Annotated in this window: 20 protein-coding genes; 9 read left to right on the top strand and 11 right to left on the bottom strand. The window is 73.4% G+C overall.

Going from position 1 to position 21,187, the window contains the following annotated elements; translation table 11 throughout:
• The first annotated feature begins 16 nt into the window (after positions 1-16).
• On the top strand, positions 17-1,153 hold the full coding sequence (locus IO30_RS0106180) for a DMT family transporter (RefSeq protein ID WP_237403364.1): 1,137 nt from the start codon (positions 17-19) through the stop codon (positions 1,151-1,153).
• Positions 1,154-1,184: 31 nt separating this feature from the next.
• A complete protein-coding gene (locus tag IO30_RS0106175) occupies positions 1,185-2,027 on the top strand; it encodes a helix-turn-helix domain-containing protein (protein WP_051859016.1) in 843 nt (280 codons plus the stop codon).
• A 21-nt stretch (positions 2,028-2,048) separates the two neighbouring features.
• On the opposite strand, the gene IO30_RS0106170 is transcribed toward IO30_RS0106175, so the two are convergent.
• The 5 genes from IO30_RS0106170 to IO30_RS0106150 form a co-directional block, all read right to left on the bottom strand.
• The gene (locus tag IO30_RS0106170; RefSeq protein ID WP_031140083.1) at positions 2,049-3,416 is read right to left on the bottom strand and encodes a VWA domain-containing protein; all 1,368 of its coding nucleotides are present in this window, start codon (positions 3,414-3,416) and stop codon (positions 2,049-2,051) included.
• A 53-nt stretch (positions 3,417-3,469) separates the two neighbouring features.
• Positions 3,470-6,910: an endo-alpha-N-acetylgalactosaminidase family protein gene (locus tag IO30_RS0106165; protein ID WP_051901962.1), complete on the bottom strand. Its 3,441-nt coding sequence runs from the start codon at positions 6,908-6,910 to the stop codon at positions 3,470-3,472.
• A gap of 193 nt (positions 6,911-7,103) precedes the next feature.
• Positions 7,104-7,472 (bottom strand): YbjQ family protein, encoded by a 369-nt coding sequence (locus IO30_RS0106160; protein ID WP_031140080.1) that lies wholly within the window; start codon positions 7,470-7,472, stop codon positions 7,104-7,106.
• Positions 7,473-7,524: 52 nt separating this feature from the next.
• Positions 7,525-8,187, bottom strand: coding sequence for a response regulator (locus tag IO30_RS0106155; RefSeq protein WP_031140078.1), 663 nt, complete (start codon positions 8,185-8,187; stop codon positions 7,525-7,527).
• 52 nt (positions 8,188-8,239) lie between these two features.
• Positions 8,240-9,436 carry a sensor histidine kinase gene (locus IO30_RS0106150; protein WP_237403365.1) on the bottom strand — a complete coding sequence of 399 codons (1,197 nt, stop codon included), beginning with the start codon at positions 9,434-9,436 and terminating at the stop codon, positions 8,240-8,242.
• A 424-nt stretch (positions 9,437-9,860) separates the two neighbouring features.
• Between IO30_RS0106150 and IO30_RS41690 the strand changes: the two genes are divergently transcribed.
• Positions 9,861-10,382, top strand: coding sequence for an SH3 domain-containing protein (locus IO30_RS41690; RefSeq protein ID WP_051901961.1), 522 nt, complete (start codon positions 9,861-9,863; stop codon positions 10,380-10,382).
• Between the two features lie 9 nt (positions 10,383-10,391).
• Here the strand turns inward: IO30_RS41690 and IO30_RS0106140 are convergent, their stop codons facing one another.
• The 4 genes from IO30_RS0106140 to IO30_RS0106120 all read right to left on the bottom strand — a co-directional run bounded on the left by IO30_RS0106140 (position 10,392) and on the right by IO30_RS0106120 (position 14,311).
• A complete protein-coding gene (locus IO30_RS0106140; protein ID WP_031140072.1) occupies positions 10,392-10,760 on the bottom strand; it encodes a PIN domain-containing protein in 369 nt (122 codons plus the stop codon).
• The gene (locus IO30_RS46760) at positions 10,757-13,078 is read right to left on the bottom strand and encodes a phosphatase domain-containing protein (protein ID WP_237403367.1); all 2,322 of its coding nucleotides are present in this window, start codon (positions 13,076-13,078) and stop codon (positions 10,757-10,759) included. Before IO30_RS46760 ends, IO30_RS0106140 begins: the two co-directional genes overlap by 4 nt.
• 91 nt (positions 13,079-13,169) lie before the next feature.
• Positions 13,170-13,856, bottom strand: coding sequence for a Rossmann-fold NAD(P)-binding domain-containing protein (locus tag IO30_RS0106125; protein WP_031140070.1), 687 nt, complete (start codon positions 13,854-13,856; stop codon positions 13,170-13,172).
• Positions 13,857-13,876: 20 nt separating this feature from the next.
• Positions 13,877-14,311 carry a VOC family protein gene (locus IO30_RS0106120; RefSeq protein ID WP_031140068.1) on the bottom strand — a complete coding sequence of 145 codons (435 nt, stop codon included), beginning with the start codon at positions 14,309-14,311 and terminating at the stop codon, positions 13,877-13,879.
• A gap of 77 nt (positions 14,312-14,388) precedes the next feature.
• On the opposite strand from IO30_RS0106120, the gene IO30_RS0106115 reads away from it, so the two are divergent.
• A complete protein-coding gene (locus IO30_RS0106115) occupies positions 14,389-15,216 on the top strand; it encodes a YoaK family protein (RefSeq protein WP_063768416.1) in 828 nt (275 codons plus the stop codon).
• On the opposite strand, the gene IO30_RS0106110 is transcribed toward IO30_RS0106115, so the two are convergent.
• The gene (locus tag IO30_RS0106110; RefSeq protein ID WP_051859019.1) at positions 15,173-16,117 is read right to left on the bottom strand and encodes a tellurite resistance/C4-dicarboxylate transporter family protein; all 945 of its coding nucleotides are present in this window, start codon (positions 16,115-16,117) and stop codon (positions 15,173-15,175) included. The two genes, IO30_RS0106115 and IO30_RS0106110, sit on opposite strands and share 44 nt — an antisense overlap.
• 279 nt (positions 16,118-16,396) lie before the next feature.
• Here IO30_RS0106110 and IO30_RS0106105 point away from each other — a divergent pair, with 279 nt between their 5' ends.
• From IO30_RS0106105 to IO30_RS0106095, 3 genes are all read left to right on the top strand, one after another.
• Positions 16,397-16,879 carry a DoxX family protein gene (locus tag IO30_RS0106105; RefSeq protein ID WP_031140061.1) on the top strand — a complete coding sequence of 161 codons (483 nt, stop codon included), beginning with the start codon at positions 16,397-16,399 and terminating at the stop codon, positions 16,877-16,879.
• 205 nt (positions 16,880-17,084) lie between these two features.
• A complete protein-coding gene (locus IO30_RS0106100) occupies positions 17,085-18,215 on the top strand; it encodes a PP2C family protein-serine/threonine phosphatase (RefSeq protein ID WP_031140059.1) in 1,131 nt (376 codons plus the stop codon).
• Between the two features lie 83 nt (positions 18,216-18,298).
• A complete protein-coding gene (locus tag IO30_RS0106095) occupies positions 18,299-18,478 on the top strand; it encodes a CsbD family protein (RefSeq protein ID WP_031140057.1) in 180 nt (59 codons plus the stop codon).
• Positions 18,479-18,570: 92 nt separating this feature from the next.
• Here the strand turns inward: IO30_RS0106095 and IO30_RS0106090 are convergent, their stop codons facing one another.
• Positions 18,571-19,011 (bottom strand): DUF6086 family protein, encoded by a 441-nt coding sequence (locus tag IO30_RS0106090; protein ID WP_031140055.1) that lies wholly within the window; start codon positions 19,009-19,011, stop codon positions 18,571-18,573.
• 238 nt (positions 19,012-19,249) lie between these two features.
• Between IO30_RS0106090 and IO30_RS0106085 the strand changes: the two genes are divergently transcribed.
• Entirely contained in the window at positions 19,250-20,752 is a 1,503-nt protein-coding gene (locus tag IO30_RS0106085; RefSeq protein WP_031140053.1) for a glycoside hydrolase family 18 protein, read from the top strand.
• 96 nt (positions 20,753-20,848) lie between these two features.
• Positions 20,849-21,100 carry an EF-hand domain-containing protein gene (locus tag IO30_RS0106080; protein WP_031140051.1) on the top strand — a complete coding sequence of 84 codons (252 nt, stop codon included), beginning with the start codon at positions 20,849-20,851 and terminating at the stop codon, positions 21,098-21,100.
• Positions 21,101-21,187 lie beyond the last annotated feature (87 nt).

Below are 21,187 nucleotides of genomic sequence, written 5' to 3'. Positions count from 1 at the left end.
GCCCAGCCTGGACTTCATGAACACACCTCCCTCTCCTTTGCGGGCCCTGGCGCCCGGTATCGCCGGGATGGCTCTGGTCGGCAGCAGCGTCACCGTCTCCCGTTCCCTCGTCGACGCCCCGCTCTTCGCCACCCAGGCCGTCCGGTACGCCGTCGCCGCGCTGCTCCTGTTCGCCCTGGCGCGGGCCGCCCGGGTGCCGCTGCTGCGGCCCCGGGGCCGGGAGTGGCTGTGGCTGGCCGGGATCGCGGCGACCGGGCTGGTGCTGTTCAACGTGGCCGTCGTGCGCGGGGTCTCGCATGCCGAACCGGCCGTGATCGCCGTCGCGGTGGCCTCCGTACCGGTGCTGCTCGGGGTGCTCGGGCCGTTCCTGGAGGGGCGGCGCCCGAGCCGTCAGGTGCTGCTCGCGGCGCCCGTCGTCGTGGCCGGGGCCGTGCTCGTGGAGGGGACGGGCCGGACCGACGCCGCGGGGGTGGCCTGGGCCGCGCTGGCGCTGGGCTGCGAGGCCGGGTTCACGCTGCTCGCCGTGCCGGTGCTGCGCCGGCACGGCCCCTGGGGCGTCTCGGTTCACGCGGTGTGGATGGGGGCGGTGATGCTGGCCGTCCTGACGGTCCTCTTCGAGAGCCCTTCCCGGCTGGGTTCGGTGGGGCCGCAGCAGTGGGCGGCCGTCGGGTACCTCGCGGTGATGGTGACGGCCGTGGCCTTCCTGCTCTGGTACCGGACGGTGGCCGCCGTGGGCGCGGGCCGGGCCGGTCTGCTGACCGGGGTCGCGCCGCTGGCCGCGGCGGGTGCGGGGGTCCTGACGGGCGGCGGCGTGCCGGGCCCGGCGGTGTGGCTGGGCCTCGCCGTGGTGGTCGCCGGCCTGGCGGCGGGCCTGCGCCCGCAACGCGCGGGCGGTACGGGCCCTGCCGGTGCGGGCAGTGCGGGTGCGGGCGGTGCGGGTGCGGGCAGTGCGGGTGCGGGCAGTGCGGGTGCGGGCGGTGCCGGTACGCGCCCTGCCGGTGCAGGCGATGCGGGTACCGGCAGGCGTGCCGGTACGGGCGGTGCCGGAGGCGGCGCCGTCGCGGCCGGCCCTGCGGAGGCCGCCCGTACCGCCGCGGCCGCCGGCGGGAGCGCGCCGGAGCCGGGTGACGACCGGACGCCGACGGCCCCTTGAGGCGCCGGGCCCCGTGGATCACAATCCGCAGATGGCGACGCCCCCTTACAGCAGCTGGATGCGCTACTTCTCCCCCACCGCCAACCACCGCAGACTCGGTCTGGTCTGCCTCGGAGTGGGCGTGCAGCGCGGGGCGCTCCCGGTCGTGGGACCCCGCGCCCTCGACCACCACGTCGCCGTGGTCGTGACGCGGGGCCGTGGCTGGTTCAGTCACGGCGGACGCCCCGCCCAGCCGGTGACCGCGCCCGCGCTGCTGTGGCTCGTGCCCGGTGTGGAGCACCACTACGGGCCCGATCCGCGGACCGGCTGGGACGAGTGCTTCGTGGACTTCACCGGCGCCAGCGCGGCGGCGTACACCGACCTCGGCTACGTCACCCCGGAGCGCCCGCTCGTGCCGCTGAGCGGGACGGCCGGGGTGGAGCACGTCGTCGACGGGATCGTCCGGGCCGCCCGGCGCGGCGGCCCGCTGCTGGAGGTGGAGGCCGCGGCGGCCGTGCACGCCCTGCTCGTCGCCCTGCGCTACGCCCGGGCCGAGGTCTCCCGGCAGGGCGAGACCGTGATGGACACCCTGGCGCGGGACGCCCTGCTGCCGATATCGGTGGCCGGGCACGCCGCCCGGCTGGGGATGCCGCTGCCGCAGCTGCGCCGCGCGGTGCGGCGCAGCACCGGGGAGGGGGTGAAGGAGTACCTGCTGGGCATCCGGCTGAGCCGGGCGAAGGAGCTGCTGGCCCGTACCGACCTGCCGGTCGCCGGGGTCGCCCGGAGGGTCGGCTACGAGGACCCGGCCTATTTCAGCCGCCTGTTCAGCCGCCGGGTGGGCATGGCGCCCGTCCGGTTCCGCGCGCTCCAGTCGGTGCGCGGGCCGGTCCGCTGAGGGGGCCCCGCGCGACCCCCTTCACCGTAGGATCCCGGCCTGCCGGGCGGCCCGTATCCAGGACGGGAACTCCGACAGGAGCCGGTCGTACAGTTCGGCGTCGGAGAGCGTGTCGATGTCGTCCACCGCGAAGAAGCCCACGTTGTCCACGCGCCGCCCCGGCAGCGTGTCGAAGCGCTCCAGCACCCCGTACTGGGCCCGGCCGAGGCCGATGAACTGCCAGAACAGCGGCTCTTCCACGGCCGCGCGCAGCTCCCGCTCGATCTCGGCGTTGCGGTACACGCCGCCGTCGGAGAAGAACAGGACGAGCGTCGGATCCGGCACGGGGTGGGCGCGTACGTAGGCGCGGACCTGTGCGATGACCTTCTGCTCCTCGTTCCCGATGCCGACCGTCCGCATGTCGATCTGGCCAGGCTCCAGTCCCTTCGCCGACTTCCTGCGGCCGAACAGGCCGTACTGGCCGACCCGTACGTGCAGGCGCAGCCACTCGGGGAGTTCGGCGGTGACCAGGTCGGGGAGGCGGGCCGGGTGGGAGGCGAAGGTCCACGCCTGCATCTGCCCGTCGTCGTCGAGCTGGGCGGCGACGGCCGCCATCCGCTCGGCGACGCCGTGGACGGTGCCGCGGGCGTAGTGGCCGGTCATCGAGCCGGAGGCGTCCAGGACGAGGACGACGCGGGCGGTCAGCGCGGTGACGCCGTGTTTGCGCAGGCTGACGGCGACCTGCTGTTTGCGCAGGGACAGCCGGGCCAGCATGTCGGCGGGCAGCCGTTCCTCGCCCCGGGCCGTCCGGACACCGGGCCCGGCCGCCACCTCGACGGACCGCGGTGGCGGGCTCGTCGGGGCGGGCGGGGGCGGTGCGGCCGTCGGGGACGGGTCCTCGTCCACGGTGATGCCGAAGTCCGTGGCCAGGCCGGCCAGTCCGCTGGCGTAGCCCTGCCCCACGGCCCTGAACCTCCAGGCCCCGGACCTCCGGTAGAGCTCACCGCTCACGTACGCGGTCTCGGTGGCCGCCTCCATCGCGAAGTGCGCCAGTTCGATCCCGGTCACCGCGTCGAGCAGGCGCAGGTTCAGGCCGGGAACCTGGCCGAAGGTGCCGCCGTCCGCGGACGCGCACAGCACCACGCGCTGGATCTCCGGTTCCAGCGCGCCGAGATCGACCTCGACGGTGTCGGCACCGGGTCGCCTGCCCTGGTGGCGGACGGCTCCGGAGGCGTGCCGCGGCTGGTTGTAGAACACGAAGTCGTCGTCCGAGCGGACGCGTCCGCTTCCCGTGAGCAGGAGCGCGGACGCGTCCACCTCGGGTACCCCGTCCCCGGCCGACCAGCCGAGGACGGCCCTGATCCGTTTCGCCACGACCAGCAGATGCGCACCCTTGTCCAGTGTCGTCACGCCGTCCAGTCTGCCGTCCGGACGCCCCGTGCGGGACGGGCCGGACGGGACTTCTACGGCCGGTGGGCGACGTTGAGTTCGGCCACCGAGGTCCAGGGGTTGCCGGTCACCTCGCTCGTGGCGCGGAGTCTGACGTAACGGGCGGTGCGGGCGGGGAAGGAGGCGGTCTGCTGGGCCGTGGTGTCGGTGAAGGTGCCGGAGGCCGCCGCCGTGGTCCAGGCCGTCCCGTCGGCGGAGGTGAACACCTGGTAGCCGGCGATGCGTCCGTTGCTCTGGGTCTGGCGGGGCAGGTAGTGCAGGGCCGAGACGTTGTACGGGGCGCCGAGGTCCAGGGTGATCTCGTGCGGCAGGGGCGCGGTGCTCGTGTACCACGCGGTGTGCCAGATGGTGGAGGGGTCGCCGTCCAGGACGTTCGCGGCGCTGCCGTTCTCCGCGGCGGTCTCCTGGCTGTCGACGGCCTTCACCGTCATCTGGCCCTGCGGTACGAGGAGTTCACCGCCGCCGCCCGGTCCGAGGTCGTCCACCGTCAGGTCGTCGAGGACGAGGTCCGCCTCGTTGTGGGAGTTCTCGGGGGTGACCTTGCGGACGCCGATCCAGGCGTCGGCCCCGGCCGTGAAGGTCCTGGTGAAGGTGGTGGGCGTACGGGCCTGGCCGAGGGCGGTGGCGGACTCGGTGGCTCCGGAGCCGGTGACGAACCGGTAGTCGTCGCCGAATCCGCTCTCGTAGCGGAAGGTCACCCGGTACGAGCGGCCCTGGACCAGGCGCAGGGTCTGCGGCAGGGTCCGGTAGACCAGCCCGGTCCGCTCCTCGTGCGATTTGAGGGAGTTCTGCCCGGAGATCACGTCGTCGACCAGCTTCCCACTCCAGCCGGCCTGGGTGTACGGGGCGTTGCGCTGGGCGATGTGGGTGCGCGGGTCGGTGGCCGAGCCGCCCGCGCCGCCGAAGGCGAAGGGGCCCCAGCCCGCGTCGACGTTCTCGAAGTCCTCGGCGAACCAGTGGCTGCCGAGCGGGGTGCGGGCGGAGCGGACCACGCGTACGTCGTCCAGTTGGACGGTGCCGGGTCCGGCGGCGGCGGAGAGGCTGAGGGCGGCGGTGGAGCGGCCCGCCGGGACGTCGAAGAACACCTTCATGCGCTGCATCCTGGTGCCGTTCTTCTCGCTGCCGCCGAGGCTGTTGGTCAGGGGCGAGGAGTCGGCGTACACGGATGCGGCGGAGCCGCCGGCCGGGGTGACGGTGAGGGTGGCTGCCCGGCCCGTGGGGGTGGAGACCCAGACGGAGGCGGCGTAGGTGCCGGGGGTGAGGCCGGTGAGCTGCTGGGAGACGGCCGGGGCGGACCCGGGGGCGAAGGTGAGCTCGCTCTGGCCCTGGGCGTTGCGGGTGACGGCCGCGCCGGTCCCGCTCACGTCCCAGGCCGTGAGGTCGCCCGCGTAGAAGGAGGGGTCCTTGACCGGGGTGCCCTCGCCCCAGCGGGGGTCGGCCTGGGCGGGTGCGGCGGCGTCGGTGACCACGTAGGCGGTGCGGGCGGTGGCGTCCAGGGTGATCTGGCGGCCGGCGCCGACGGGGAGGTCGCCGACGAGGCGGCGGCCGGTGTCGGTGAGGGCGTAGAGCTTGGGGGCGCTCCAGCCCGCGGGCAGGGTCCATGTGGTGGAGCCGCCCTTGTCGTTCCAGTGGTAGAGCTTCCCGTCGCGGGGCAGCAGGTAGGCGTCGCCGGAGAGGACCGTGCGGCCGCCGGTGGTGATCTGCCGCTTGTTGCCGGTGGCGGTGACGGTGGTGCCGTCGGCGAGGGTGACCGTGTCGGCGGTCCACTTCACGATCGGGGACTGCTGGAGGTACTTGGTCGGCAGGTTGACGGCGAAGGTGGTGTTCAGGAAGGCGGCGTAGTCCTTCTTGCCCTGCCAGCCCTCGTAGGCGGTGATCTCGGCGCCGCCGAGCAGCGGGTTGCGGGCGATCCAGTCGTCCTTGGCGTGGTTGGCGATGAACCGGGCGATGGTGGAGTTGATGCCCTTCAGGTCGCTGCCGCCGTAGTTGACGTCGGTGGCCCAGTGGTGCCAGAGGGACTGTTCGGTCAGGGTGTTGGGGAACTCGGTGGTCAGCTGGAGGCCGAGGCCCCCGATCTCGCGCTGGAGCCGCCGCGAGACGTACCCGTCGCCGTACCAGACGTCCACGTAGAGGAAGTCGAGTCCGGGTGCCGCGGCCTTGAGGTCCTGGAGGCGTCGCAGGCGCTGCCCGGACTGGCCGTCCTTGCGGGTGTCCACGTAGTACGACTGGTCGAGCCAGTCCCAGCCGAGTCCTCCGCTGTGGCGGGCCGGGTCGAAGGTGGCCGAGACCGGGTACTCCTCGGTGGCGTTGACGTGCACGCCGAAGTCGGCGTTGTAGGCGTGGCCGGCGGTGATGAGGGTGTTGAGGTCGACGGCTCCGCCGAGTTTGGAGCCCACGTTCTTGTAGTCCATGTGCGCGGAGTCGTGGCCCTCGGAGGCGTAGCCCTTGAGGAGGACGAACTGTCCGAGGCCGTCGGTGGCCAGGCTGACCCGTTTCGTCTCGTCGAGGGTCTGCGCGAAGGGGTGCGTGGCCTGGGAGGCGAAGTTGAAGGGGATCCGCTGCACGACCCGGTCCGCGGTGTCCTGCCAGCCGGTGGGCGCCGTCCAGATGTCGCGGTGGGCGACGGCGGCGTCCTGCCAGTCGACGACGGAGTCGGCGTTGCGGTCGCCGGTGATCGCGACGCGGGCGTACGGGAGGGGCTCGGTGTCGCCGTCGGCGGCGCCCGCGGCCCGGTGGAGCCAGGCGCCGCTCCACAGTCCGGCCCGGCGGTAGCCGCCCTGGTCGGTGACGCGCTTGCTGATCCGGCCGTTCTCGCGCGCGGTGCCGCCGGAGGGGGTGTCGTAGAGGGAGTTGGAGTCGATGGCGGCGGCCAGCTTGCCGGTGTTGACGAGGCCGTACATCACGGTGGTGGCGGCGGGATCGGCGGGCGTGTTCGCCGTGACGGGGGTGAAGGCGTCCCCGGTGCCGGTGGTGGCGGTGTGCATGGTCGCGGTGGACAGCGCGGCGCCGGGCTGGTCGCTGCGGACGCTGACGAGGTTGTGGTCGGGTATCGCCAGGCTGCGGACGCGCAGGGCCGCGGTGTCCTCGATCGCGGTGACCTTGAACTCCACGACCGCGCCGGTCACCGAGAGGCGGGACCTGATGGTCACCCCGGAGAAGGCGAGCGCGTAGTCCACGCCGGAGGCGGAAGGGGTGGAGGTCACGGTGGGGGTGTGGACGGTCCCGTTGACGAGGATCGAGCCGAGGGTGTCCTCGTTCCCGTGCAGTACGTCCCCGGTGGCGCGCCGGGTGTAGGAGATGACGCGGGGGAAGCCGCTGTCCACGCTCACGGACAGTTCGGGCGAGGTGATCGTCACGGGGGCGGCCGCCACGGCGGGGCCGGCGGGCGCGGCCACGACCAGCGTGGCGACCAGACCGGCCACCGCGGCTGCGGCCGGCCAGAGGGGGGTTCGCATCGGGCCTCCGGGAATCGGCGCTTCCTGGGCGCGGGACCGCGCGGCAGGAAGGCCCGGCGGTCCGCTCACTGACCTGACAGCTTGCGGACCGGGTACCGGGAAGGCCCATGGACAAAGCGGAGCGCTGTCCTGGACTTACGTACACGGGTGGTGCGGATGGGACGGCGAGACCGCCCAGGTCGTCTCTTTCGGCCTAGGCGGGGACGAGGACGACGGCCGTGCCGTACGCGCACACCTCGGTGCCGACGTCGGCGGCGTCGGTCACGTCGAAGCGCATCATCAGCACGGCGTTCGCGCCCCGTGCCTTCGCCTGCTCGACGAGCCGGTCCATGGCCTGGTTGCGGGTCTGCACCAGGGTCTTGGTGAGGCCCTTCAGCTCGCCGCCGATCATCGACTTCAGTCCCGCGCCGATCTGGCTGCCCAGGTGGCGGGAGCGCACGGTGAGTCCGAAGACCTCGCCGATGACCTGCTCGACCCGGTAGCCGGGGACGTCGTTGGTCGTCACGACGAGCACGCCGCTCTCGTGGGCCCCTGCGCCGCCGCCGTAGTCTTCGATACCCATGGCACCCACTCTGGCGCCGCCCGCCGCCGCCCGCATCCGCAGGGCCCTGCGGTCAGGGCATCCGGGCGGCGAGACCGAACTCGTGGGCCACGACCACGGCCTGCGCCCGGCTGGAGACCTCCAGCTTGCTCATGCAGCGGTGCACGTGGGTCTTGACGGTGGCCGCGCTGAGGAAGAGCCGCCGGGCGATGTCGGCGTTGGAGAGCCCGGCGCCGACCAGCCCGAGCACCTCCCGTTCGCGCGGGGTCAGGGCGCCCAGGCCCGGGTGCGGGACCCGCGGGGCGGGGGCCGCGTAGGTGTCGATCAGTCCGCGCAGCGCCTGGGGGCTGAAGAGCATCTCGCCGGCGTGCACGGTGGTGATGGCGGCGAGCAGCCGGTCGGGCGGGGTGTCCTTGAGGAGGAAGCCGTCGGCACCGACCCTGATCGCCCGCAGCACGTACTCGTCGGAGTCGAAGGTCGTCAGGACCAGCACCTTGGGCCGACCGGGTGCCTCGCCGTGCGCGGCCAGGATCCGCTCGGTGGCGGTGATGCCGTCCACACCGGGCATCCGGACGTCCATGAGGATCACGTCGGGACGGGTCCCGGCGGCGAGCCGGACGGCCTCCTCGCCGTCCTGTGCCTCTCCGGCGACCTCGAAGCCGGGTGCGGCGGTCAGCAGGGCGGTCAGTCCGGACCGGATCAGGAACTGGTCGTCGACGACGAGCACGCGCGGCATCGGCCTGCCCTCCTCCCCCGGTGTACGGCTGCTGTCACGGCTCCGGCCCTGCTCATGCGCCACGGCCCGGCCGCGGCACGGGTACCCGCAGGCTGACCTCGAATCCGCCGTCCGGGGCGGGTTCCGCGGTCACGGTGCCGTGGTAGATCGTCGCCCGCTCGCGCATTCCGATCAACCCCTGACCGGCAGCTTTCCGGCCGGAGTCCGCAGAGCGCGGCCGCGGGCGGGCACTTCCGTCGTCCTTGACGCGTACACGGACCTCGTCGGCGGCGTAGTGGACGCGGACGGTCGTCCGGGCGTCCGGAGCGTGCTTGATCACGTTCGTGAGGGCCTCCTGGACCACCCGGTAGGCGCACTGGTCGATCCCGGGCGGCAGGTCGTACGCCGTCCCGGTGATCCGTACGTCCACGGGCACCCCGGCCTCCCCGACCCGTTTGACCAGGTCGTCCAGCCGCCCGAGCCCGGAGGTCTCGGGGGCCGTGTGCGCCGCGCGGGCCGGGTCCGTCTCGCGCAGGACCACCAGCATGCGGCGCATCTCCGCCAGGGCCTCGTGCGCGCTGTCGCCGATGGTGTCCAGGGCCCGGCGGGCGGTGGGCGGGTCCGAGGTGAACACGTATCCCGCGAGTCCCGTCTGGACGGAGATGACCGAGACGTGGTGCGCGATGACGTCGTGCAGTTCCCGGGCGATCCTGATGCGTTCCTCCGCCACCGCGCGTCGGGCCTTGTCCTCCTGCTCCAGGCGCAGTTGCCGGGTGAGCTCGCGCAGGCGGCGCGATCCGTCACCGGCGACCCAGCAGACGACGGTGGCGACGGTCACGAAGGCCGCGCTCATCGCCACGACCCCCGCTTCGGCGAGGCGGGTGCCCCACAGGAGCACGGCGAGCGTCACGGCCGCGCACCGGAGGGAGACCCGGCGGGGCCGCAGGGAGGCCACGGTATACAGGGCGGTGGCCATCGAACAGGCGGCGACCACGTGGTAGTAGCCGAGGGTGAAGTAGGTGCTGACGCAGAGCCCGGTGCTCACCAGTACGGCCACGGGATGGCGGCGACGCAGTACGAGCGGCAGGTAGATCGCGGCGAGCAGGGCGTAGGCGAGCGCGTCGTTGTCCCGCCAGTAGTCGTTCGGGTCGGGCCAGTTGTGCAGCAGGTCGGCGGACATCCACAGCGAGCCGACCGCCCACACGACCTCGCCGACGACCGGCAGCAGGGCGCGGGTCCGCGCCGCCACCGGATGTACGGACCACTGCACTTCAACCCCCTCGGTGTACCCCCCTGGTTGTACAGGGTGACCCACCTGAGGGGTAGCCGGTTTCAACCCGTGGACGGGCGCGGGGCAGGGGTGTCCGTGCGTAGATTCGGTCGTGCCGGCCCTTCCGCCGGCGCCGGCCCTTGCCCCCCGGGGGCCCGCCGCGCGGCCGTGCCCGTTCGGGGGAGGGCACGGCCGCGTCCCCGTCTGCGCCGGGACGCCGGACAGGCAGGCCGGGTGCGCCGGGATCGCTGGGCCGACCGAACCGATGACCGATGCCCCGGATGGGGCATATCGGACGTAACGGCGGTGAGTCATCCGGGCTGTACGCCCTTGCGTGGCCATAGTCGTCCGTGGCAACCCCCTGGTTGCCGCCCCGCGCCGCACGCCGCGGCCGGGCGGACGTCTTTCGTAGAGGAGCCGGCTCATGCTGAAGCCCACCAGGACCATCCTCGCTCTCGCCACCGGAAGCCTGGTGCTCGGTCTGGTCGGGGCGGGCGTGTCCGTCGCGGACGAGGGACCGGTGTCCACCCTGCCCGCGCACGAGACCGCCGCCGGCGCAGCCGCGTACAGGTCCGTGATCGGCAAGGTCGTCTCGCGCGGCGCGCTGACGGTCCGCAGCAAGCCGACCACCCGCTCGGAGAGCGTCGGCAAGGTGTACCCGAACCGCACGGTCGAGATCGACTGCAAGAAGTACGGCGAGTCGGTCGACGGGAACCGCATCTGGTACCGCCTGGCGGACGGGACGGACGACTGGCAGAACGGCGAGAACGGCCAGAACGGTCAGAACGGTCAGAACGGTCAGAACGGCGAGAACGGTCAGAACGGCCAGAACGGCAACGGCGACTGGCAGAACGGCCCCGCCGCGAAGGGCCGCCAGTACGGCGCGGAGCGCTGGGTCGCCGCCCGCTACGTCAAGAACCAGTCCCCGGTGCAGTACTGCCGCTGACCCTCCCGGTCAGTCCGCCGGGCGGACCGTACGCGGTCCCCGGCACTGCGCCCCGTACGCCCGGACCCGTTCGCGCAGCGCACGGTCCGCGGTGACCACCACGCAGCCGCGGTCCTCACGGGCCGCGGCTGCGGCCAGTTCCACGATCCGGTCGTCGCCGCTGCCGGGCGCCGGGTCCACCCGTACTCCGGGCACGGACCCGACGCCCCGGGCGGCGCCCTCGACGACGAGGACGATCTCCTCGCCCTCGTCCCGGGCGGCCAGCCGGTCGCGCAGCCGCTCGGTGGCGCCCCGGCGGTCCCGCCACCAGCCGTCGGGTACGGACCCGACGACATTGGCGGCGTCCACGATCAGCAGCACACCCGTCACGTCCCTCAGAAGTCGCCGTAGTTGACCTGCCAGGTGGGCAGGCCCATCCGGCGCCAGACGGCCACGACCCGGTCGCGGTCGTCGAGGGAGACCCGGACCGCGTAGCGGTGGCGGACGTGAGCGTCGAACAGTTCCGCCTTGACCACGTCGTCGCGGCGGGTGTCACCGGTCGCGCGCATCCACAGCTCGTCGTACGGCACCCCGTGCCGCCGCAGCCAGGACTCCGTCTGCGGGCGGTGCTCCTCGCTGCGCCCCGACAGCAGCACGATCACGTCGCCGTCGGCCCGCCGGAAGGCGTCCAGAGCGTGGCGGACCGACTCGTTGAGCACGTCGAGCTCGCAGCGCGAGAAGTCGTACGGGCCCCGGTTGCCGAGCAGCGCCAGGGTGCCGTCGATGTCGCACATCACGGCCGAGGGGAGCGCCGGGTCGGGGACGTACGTCTGCACGGGCGGCACGGCGGCCCCGCCGGACACGCCGTTCATCCACTCCGACGTGAGCCGCCAGCCGCCCTTGCGGGCCTTCTGGTGCTTGTCCGCAAGGATCCGGATGATCTCCTCGCCGACCTGTCGCTCCCGGGCGGCGTCCCGGCGCAGGCATTCCTCCAGCGGGACGTCGGTGAAGTCGTGCACGACGAAGGTGGCGAGTCCGCCGACCGCCGCCTTGAGCCGCTTGGGGATGTTCTTGGTCAGGTGGGTGTTGTCCACGACCACGTCGAACCCGCCGTCGACGGCGGCGCGGACCGCCGCGTCCTGGACCTCCAGCACGGTCTTCTCGTGGGCGAAGGACCGGCCCCGCTCGGGGTCCGGCAGGTCGAGCATGGCCCGCAGGTCGTCGAGGTTGACGCGGCGCATCCGGCCGCCGGACTGCGCCTGGAGGGCGCGGGCGGCGGTCGTCTTGCCGGAGGCCGGCAGTCCGGTCATCACGTGGACGACGGGCAGCGCGGCTTCCTGCTCTTCGGTCCGCGCTGCGACGGCATGCTGCGCCCCGGTGTCCGGGGCGGCGGGCTGCCGTGCGGCCGGGGCCGCCGGGCGGGCAGCGGCGGGTACGACGGCGCGCGGCGGGGCCTTCGGCGCGGCGCGGCCGGCTCCGTCCGGCGTCTCGGCTCCGTCCGGCGTCTCGGCCGCCTCCTCGTCGCTGGTGTACGGGTCGGCCGTCTCCGGCCGTACGTGGCGCCAGGTCGTGAGCTCGGTCGAACGGCCGTCGAGCCGCAGGAACATCGCGGGCCGGACCTGCCGGTCCGGCAGTTCCTTGACGGCGCGGGCGAAGGCGCCCCGGTCGGCGGCCAGGTGCACGAGGCCCGCGTAGGCCTCGTCGATGGCGCGTTCGTGCGCCGCCGCCTCGCCCTCCAGGCGGGCGATCACCTCGCGCACCCAGGCGTCGAACTCGTCGGGCACCTGCTCCAGCAGCGCGTCCAGCGGCTTGCCGCCCGAGGCCTCGACTTCGGCGGCGGTGCAGTTGAGGCCCTGCGCGAGGCGGTTGACGGGCAGGCCGGCGAAGCGCTGGATGCCGTAGCTGCGCCAGATGTCGCGCTCGTTGACGCCGGTGAGGACCCGGTGCAGGCGCACGTACTCGGCCAGCTTGGCCTTGGCGCGCACACCGGAGGCGAACCGCAGGACGAAGCCCTCGGCGTCGGTGCCGGTGGCCGTGGCGCCGCCGGGCAGGGTGTTGGACTCCGTCAGCGCCATCAGCTCGGCCAGCGGCATGGCGGGCCACACGGTGACCACGGAGCCGATGCCCTCCCAGTGGGGCGCGGCCTCGGTGAGCGGCACCTCGGTGCCGTCCAGGCCGAAGGCGGCGAGGAGGACGAGGTCCCGGCGGTCGCCGTAGTTCACGACGATGCGGTTCTGCGGGTAGAGGATCTCGGCGAGGTAGGTGACGCCCGGGCGCAGGGCGGAGGTGTCCTTGGTGTCGAGGCGCCGCTGGGCCCAGGTCGCCTGGGCGCTGACGAAGGAGCCCTTGGAGGCGACCCGCCAGCGGCCGGCGTAGTGGAACACCACCGCGAGGCTGCCGTCGACCTTGTCGTACACCTCGAACGGCTCGTCCGGGAGGGCGGGCGCGTACGGCATGCCGGCCTCGTGCTCGCCGACGTTGAAGAACTTCGGCAGCGGCAGGGCGACGACCGCTCCGGTGGTGTCGTCGGCGACGAGGCCGCGGCAGCGCGTGGTGACCTGGTTCCAGACGCCCTCGTACTGGGCGGACCGCGTGTAGGTGTAGATCGACAGCGGCAGCTCGGGGTGCGACTTGCGGGTCACGTACCCGGCGGCGATCGACTCGGCCAGTGCCTGCGCGGGCACCAGGTCATGCAGAGTCAGGAGCTCCTGGCTCATGGGTTCCTCCCGGATTGAGATGGTCCATTCTCAGGTGCGGGAGAGGGTGCCCGGTACTCAATTATGTCCGGCTCTCGATGGTCTGCGGTGCTCAGCGGTGTCCGGCGGCCGCGGCACCGAGCCGGTTGATGTCCGCGGGGCGCAGGACGCGGCCGGGAATCCCGGTGCCCGGTGTGGCGACGGCGATCATCGCGCGGCCGATGTCCTCGGTGGTGGTGACGAGGTTCGGCGCGACGCGCCGCAGGAGGGAGATCAGCGGTGCGGTGACGGCGTAGAGGGTGCGGTAGAGCCGGGTCTTGGAGGGGATGCCGCGCACGGGCTGGACGATCCCGGGGCGGAACATGTAGGCCTGGAAGGGCAGTTCCAGCAGGTCGTTCTCGGTCTCCCCCTTGACCCGGGCCCACATCGAACGGCCCTGGCCGGTGCTGTCCGTGCCCTCGCCTGAGACATAGACGAAGGTCAGGTCCGGGTCGGCGGCGGCCAGGGGGCGGGCCACGGCGAGCGTCAGGTCGTAGGTGACGCGCCGGTACGCCTCCTCCTTCATCCCGACGGAGGAAACACCGAGGCAGAAGAAGCAGGCGTCGTAGGCGGTGAGGTCCAGATCCGGCGCGGACAGGTCGGACGGGTCCTCCTGCACCCGCTCGCGCAGCTTGGGGTGGCTCACGCCGAGGGGGGTGCGGCCCACGGCCAGGACGCTTTCGACGGAGTCGTCGCGCAGGCATTCGCGGAGCACGCCCCGGCCGATCATGCCGGTCGCACCGAAGAGGATGACGTTCACCCGGCGCAGCCTAGTGGCCGCTAATGGGAGATGCAGAGCTCGTTGCCCTGGGGGTCGGTGAGGGTGGTCCAGACGGAGGGGCCCTCGTTGCCCTCGTGGAGGAAGGTCGCGCCCTTGGCCAGCAGGCGTTCGACGACGGCCTTCGGGTCGTCGGACCCGGTGCGGACGTCGAGGTGCACGCGGTTCTTGACCGTCTTGGCCTCGGGGACGTACTGGAAGAGGATGCGCGGTGCGCGCTCCAGGCCCTCCGGGTGGCGGATCCCCGCGCCCGTCTTCCAGACGAGGACTCCCCGGTGGGTGGTCGTGTCGTCCTCGGTCGCGTGGCCCGCGGCGATCAGGCCGCGGATGAAGGCTTCGTCGCTCGGCTCGACTTCCCAGCCGAGGGCGTCGGCCCACCAGTCGGCGAGCGGGTGCGGGTCGGGCGAGTCGATGGTCACCTGGAACGTGTAGGCCATGCCGGGACCCTACTGACACCCGTCCGCGGCTGCCACCGGAAGAACCCGGACCCGACGGACCCTTGGGAAGGGGCTCGATGACGCCGACCGCCCGGCGCGGCATCCTGCGGCCGCTGGCCGCGCTGCTCTTCCCGGCGGGGCCGGGCGGCTCGGGCGGGCAGGACGGCTCGGGCGGTACCGACGGCCCGGGCGGGCCCGACGGATCGGGCGGCCCCGACGGTCCCGACGGGGTGCACGGGCCGCACGGGGTGCTGCCGCCGCTGCTCGTCGTGCTCACCTTCGTGAGCGGGCTGGTGGACGCCGTGAGCTTCCTCGGGCTCGATCACGTCTTCGTGGCCAACATGACCGGGAACGTGGCCTTCCTCGGTTTCGCGCTCGCCGGGGACCGGGAACTCTCCGCCCCGGCCTCCCTCCTGGCGCTGGGCGCGTTCCTGGCCGGGGCGACGGCCGCCGGGCGGCTGCGGCGCGACCGTACGGCGCAGTGGATGTTCGGCCCGCTCGTCGCCGCGCAGGCCGTCCTCGTGGCCGCCGCCCTCGCGACGACCACGGCGGCGGCCGGGGCCGGGCAGTCGGCCGTCGTCGGGCTGCTGGCCCTCGGCATGGGGCTGCAGAACGCCGTCGTGCACCGGCTCGCCGTCCCCGACCTGACCACCACGGTCGTCACCCGCACCTTGACCGGCCTGGCCGCGGACCCGTGGGGAGCCGCCTCCGTACGCCGTCTGGTCTCCGTGGGGGCCCTGCTCTGCGGGGCGCTGGCCGGAGGCCTGCTGATGCTGCATCACGGGGCCCGGTGGGCGCTGCTGGCCGCGGTCGTCCTGCTCGTGTGGGTGGCGGTCCTCGGGTTCCGGGCGCGTACGGGGATCAGCCCGGGCGGGCGGCCCGGCGGGAGGCGACCAGCGCGGTGAAGGTCAGCAGCCAGGCGCCCACGGCGATCCAGAGCAGGACCTCACCCAGCGGGCGCAGCCAGCCCACCCCGGTCGGCTGCGCCGCGGAGAGGCAGGCGGTGGCCGTCATGCCGAGGGGGAAGACGGTGGCCCAGCGGCGCACGTCGTAGTGCGACCGCGGGTGGCGCAGTTCGGCGGCGAGCAGGACCGCGTACCAGACCAGCGACAGGCCGAGCGTGACCAGCGTGACCGTGCGCAGCGCATCGTGCGTCCAGCCGGTCCATACGGGTGAGGCGGTCAGCTTGGCTCCGGTCAGGGCGGAGATGGACAGGGCGCCGCCCGCGACCCAGTGGTCGCCCGCGCCGCCCGCGACCTCGCGGAAGTCGAAGCGCACGAGGGCCCCTGCGTAGAGCAGCAGGCCGAGGCAGAAGGCGGCCAGGGCGACCCGGGCCAGCCAGTCGTGGTGCCCCTCGGTGGCGAGCACGGCCGCGAGGACGGCGAGGCCCTGGGTGGCCACGCAGACGAGGAAGGCGGCGCCGGGCATCCGGTGCCGCCAGTGGCGCAGGACGTGGAACAGCAGCCCTGGCCACAGGACGGCGGCCAGTGCCAGCAGGGCGGCGGCCACCTCATACAGGCCCAGCACGGCCACCCGCGCACCGATCACGGTGGTGGCGGCGACGGCGGTCAGGGCTGCCGGGGTGTCGGCCTCGGCCCGGAACCGGCCGCGGTCCTTCAGCAGCCGGTGGGCGAAGTCCACGGCGAGCACGCACCACAGCGCCACGGCGAGGGCCAGCGCGGCGAGGGACAGGACCTCGTGGCCGGTCAGGTCCAGCCCGACCGAGAGGATGCCGGCGGCCATCACGGCGGCGCCCGCGGCGGGCGGCAGCCCGGACCACCAGCCGCGCCCTGGGAGGAGCCTCATCCCCCCAGCGGACACCACCGGTGTGCGGGCCGCCACCGGTGCACGGCCCGCCGGCGGTGTGCGGCCCGTCGGCGGCGTGCGGCCCGCCGGCGGACCGGGTCGCTCCGGGCGGGGCGGCCCGGCCGCCCGTCGGGTTCCGTTTGCCGGGCCGGCCCGCGCCGGAGGTGGCCAGAAGTCGACCTTGTCAGTTTAGTTAGGCCTACCTAACCTGTGCTCACCTTCCGCTGAACTGCGGCCTGCACTTCGGGACCCGTCCCCAACCGAAGGAGCACTCCCCCCATGAACAGACGTCTCAACTCCGCCCAGCCCTATGCCGTCGGTATGTTCCGGATCGTCATAGGGCTGCTCTTCGCCTGCCACGGCGCCGCCTCCCTCTTCGGCGTCCTCGGCGGGGCGCACGGCGGCGGCACGATCGCGGCCGGCACCTGGCCGGGCTGGTACGCCGCCGCCATTCAGCTGGCAGGCGGCACCCTCGTCCTGCTGGGCATCGGCACCCGCAGCGCCGCCTTCATCGCCTCCGGCTCGATGGCCTACGCGTACTTCACGGCGCACCAGCCGGACGCCCTGTGGCCGCTGCAGAACGGCGGCGAAGCCTCCGCCCTGTTCTGCTGGGCCTTCCTCCTGCTGGTCTTCACGGGGCCCGGCGCCCTCGCACTGGAGGGGCTGCTCCCCGCGCGCACCTCGGCGCAGCAGGACGAGCGGCGGCCGGAGGCCGTGACCGTCTCGGCGCCCTCGACCACGTCTGCCGCCTCCACCGCCTGACGCATCGTTCCTGCTCCCTCCGGGCCGCTCATCCCGGAGGGAGCGGCCCGGAGGGAGCAGCCTCAGGGAACGACCTCCGGGAGCGGGGTCCGCGTCGCGCTCGGCCGCACCCTCGACTGCCCCTCGGCCACCAGCCGGAGCACGGCCGCGCCGCCCACGGCCTGGCCTGGGGGCCTGCGGCGGCCGCGCAGTGTATGCAGGGGGGATGGAACTCCGGCCACCCCACCAGCACCGCGACCGGTTCCGGCAGCTGGGCCGCGCGCAGCTCGCGGTCCCGTTCGCGCTGATCGCCCTGGTGACCGTGGTCGACGTCATCGCCCCGCCCGAGGTCCACCTCGGCCCTTTCCTGGCCGCGGCCCCCGCCGTCACGGCCTCCTTCGCGGGGCCGTGGATGACGGGCTTCGTGGGTCTGGTCGCCGTACTGGCCCAGTCCGTGGTCGCCGTCGCACGGACCAGCCTGACCGATCTGAACCACACGTTCCAGATCATCGCGCTCATCATGATCTCGGTGTTCGTCACCTTCTTCGCCCATCTGCGCGAGGTGCACGAGAAGGAGTTCGTCCAGCTGCGCACGGTGGCCGAGACCGCCCAGCAGGTGGTGCTGCGTCCGCTGCGCGACCGCATCGGTCCGCTCCACGTCGCCTCCGTCTACCTGGCCGCCGCGGCCGAGGCGCAGATCGGCGGGGACCTGTACGCCGCCGCCCGTACGGCCACGGGCACCCGGCTGATCATCGGCGACGTCCGCGGCAAGGGCCTGGAGGCCGTCGGCGACGCCGCCCTCACCCTCGGCGCCTTCCGGGCCGCCGCCCACCAGGAATCCGGCCTGCCGGGGCTGGTGGCGTACCTGGAGGGGGCGGTCGCCCCGGACCTCGACGACCCGCAGGACCGGGGCGAGAGCTTCATCACCGCGGCCGTCCTGGAGATCCCCGACCGGGACCCGGTCCTGCACCTCGTCAGCTGCGGCCACCCTCCGCCGCTGCTCCTGCGCCACGGCCGGGCCCTCCCGCTCGCGGTGGACCTGCCGGCGCCGCCGCTCGGCCTCGCGGGCCTGGTGGAATCCCCCGCCGAGGCGCAGACGTTCGGCTTCGAGGCCGGCGACGTGCTGCTCCTCTACACGGACGGCGTACTGGAGGCCCGCGACAGGTCGGGGGCCTTCTTCCCGCTGGAGGAACGCGCGGCCGCCCGGTCCGGAGCCGGCCCGCACGCCCTCCTGGAGCACCTGTGCGCCGACCTGCTCGCGCACGCCGTCGGCAACACCCTCGGGGACGACGCCGCGATGGTGGCGATCGAACGGCTGCCGGACACCGCAGGGAACGGCCCGACACAGCCCGCCTGACCCGTTTTGTCATAGATTGCGCCGCGTCGGCTCCGGACGCATGGTGGGCATGCACATTCCTCCCAGGAAGGAACGACCTCGTCATGGGCAAGGCAAAGGCAAAGGCCAAGCAGATGAAGGGCAAGCTCAAGGAGTCCGCGGGCAGCGCCATGGACGACCACCGCATGCAGGCGGAGGGCAGCTCCGAGCGGATGAGCGGCAAGGCCGAGGAAATGGTCGCCAAGGCCGACGACAAGATGAAGAAGGCCCGGGGCAAGCACTGACACCGCCCCGGAACCACCCGGCCGCGCCCGTCCCCCGACGGACGCGGCCGGCCCGCTTCCGGGGCCTGCTCCCCAGGCCCCGGGACACCGGGTCAGCAGGGCATGCGCCGCCCCAGCTCGTACGCCTTCTCGCGCAGCGCCGCACCCCAGGCGCCACCCTCGGCCGGGGCGGACATCCCGGCGCCGGCGGTCACTTGCACATCGGTGAGCGGGCCCTGCGGGGCGGCCCCGAGGTGCACCCAGTCCACCCTGATCCCGGCACGCTCCGCCAGGACCAGCACGGTGGCGGTGAAGCCCTCGGAGAGGGCGAGCACGATGGCGTGGCCCGTCCTGCGGTGCTGCGCGAGCAGGGCGTGGACGAAGACCTCGAAGACGGCCGGGTCGATCTGGCACTCGTCGTTCTCCATCGGGGCGATGCCCGAGGGAAGCTCCAGCTCCGCCTCGAAGACCGCCACCTGGCGCCGGAACATCCGGGACGCCCCGTTGGACGGATTCCACAGGGTCTCTTCACCCACGTCGAAGTACTGGCTCACGCCTGCCCCCTCCAGCTGATCACGGCAGTTGAGCGTATCCAGCCGGACCATCGCCGTCGAAGCCATTACCGCCCACCCGGCCACCCCGCCGAGCCGCTTCCTGAGGTCCCGCTTACCGCTTCCTTAAGCGGAACCTAAGACTCATACGGGCCGCCCCGAAACGAACGGATGTCCGTTTCGGGGCGGCTAGCGTGCTGCCGCATCCCCAACTCCCCAGTAATACAGAGGCAGGCACGCGATGAGCAGCACAGGCGGTCACCGGCGCAGGGCGAGCCGTACGGCGAAGGTCACGGGCGCGGTCGTGGCGGCAGCGGTGATCGGAGGAGCGGCCTTCGTGTTCACCGGTACCGCCCAGGCCTCCACGGTCGGCGCCGTGTACACCAAGTCCAGCTCCTGGAGCGGCGGTTACACGGGCCAGTACGTGATCACCAACCACACCGGGCAGAAGCAGGCGGACTGGACGCTCCAGTTCGAACTGCCCGCGGGCACGAAGATCGACTCCCTGTGGAACGGCGCCCACACCGTCGACGGGCAGCGCGTCACGGTGAAGCCCGCGAGCTGGAACAAGGAACTGGCGGCGGGAGCCTCGGTCACGGTCGGTTTCGTGACGAGCGGGTCCGGCGCTCCCGGCGACCCGTCCGGCTGCCGCATCAACGGGCTGAAGTGCTCCGTGGACCAGGGCGCGACGGCCCAGCCGAGCGGTCGCCCCACCAGCCCTCCCACGGCCACGGCGGCCCCCACGCCGACCGCGAGCTCCTCCCCCACGGCCCGGCCGACCGCGACCGCCACCCCGGCTCCCACGCCGACCGCGACCACCACCCCGGGCGGTGGCGGTGGCTCCCCCGCGGGCGGCGCGCGCTTCGCCCCGTACGTCGACACCTCCCTGTACCCCTCGTACGACCTCCTCGACACCGCCGCCAGGACCGGCGTGAAGGAGTTCCACCTCGCCTTCATCACCTCCGGCGGCGCCTGCGCGCCCCTGTGGGGCGGGGTCACCGACCTGGCGAGCGACAAGGTCGCCGCGCAGATCGGGGCGCTGCGCGGCAAGGGCGGGGACGTCCGGGTCTCCTTCGGCGGAGCCGCCGGGCACGAGCTGGCGCTCAACTGCGCCACCGTCGACGAGCTGGCCGCCGCGTACGGGAAGGTCATCGACCACTACAAGCTCACCAAGGTCGACTTCGACATCGAGGGCGCGGCCCTCCCCGACACCGCGGCCAACTCCCGGCGGGCCCAGGCCATCGCCCGCCTGCAGAAGTCCCACCCCGGCCTGGACGTGGCCTTCACGCTCCCGGTCATGCCCGAGGGCCTGACCCAGCCGGGGGTGGCGCTGCTGGCCGACGCCAAGAAGAACGGGGTCCGGGTCGACGCCGTCAACATCATGGCCATGGACTACGGCCCGGCCTACGCCGGGGACATGGGCCAGTACGCGGTCCAGGCCGCGACGGCCACCCAGGCGCAGGTCAAGGGGGTCCTCGGACTGTCCGACGCGGCGGCCTGGAAGGCCGTGGCCGTCACCCCGATGATCGGCGTCAACGACGTCGTGAGCGAGGTCTTCACCGTCGCGGACGCGACGCAGCTCGTGGAGTTCGCGGCGGCGAAGGGGATCGGGCGGTTGGCGATGTGGTCGGCGACGCGGGACAAGCAGTGCCCGGGAGGTGCCGCCGGCCATGCCGACGCCACGTGCAGCTCGGTGCTCCAGGAGCCGCTCGCCTTCACGAAGGCGTTCGCAGCGCTCAAGTAGCCGTCGTCCCCGTCCGGGGAACCCGGCCGCCCTCCGCATCGTTCTTGCCCACAGGGTGCACGGGCCGGCCGGGCCCCGCCGGAAGGGGACCGCATGATGAGCGAGAAGGCCCGCAAGCTGTTCGACGCCCTCGATCTGAACGAGGACGGGGCCCTGACCAGGGCCGAAGTGATCTCGGCCCTGCGGTCGAAGGGCCCCACCCTGGCCGCTCGGGGCGATCTGCCGTTCTGGGGCGTGGGCGACGCCGACGCCTCCTCGGCCCTGTTCGACGCCGCGAACCTGGACGGGGACGGCGTGCTGACCTTCGAGGAGTTCTCCAGGGAGGTCGACCGCCGGTTCGGCTGGTAGCGCTCCGGCGACACGTCCGGGTGAAAGTCCCGCGGGCCTGTCCGGCCGGATCGTTCCTGCTCCGGCCCGCTCCGTAAGGATCACCGC

Source organism: Streptomyces xanthophaeus (assembly GCF_000725805.1).
GTDB lineage: Bacteria > Actinomycetota > Actinomycetes > Streptomycetales > Streptomycetaceae > Streptomyces > Streptomyces xanthophaeus.
Note: the sequence above shows the minus strand (reverse complement) of the source record. Positions and strands in the feature narration are given on the sequence as shown.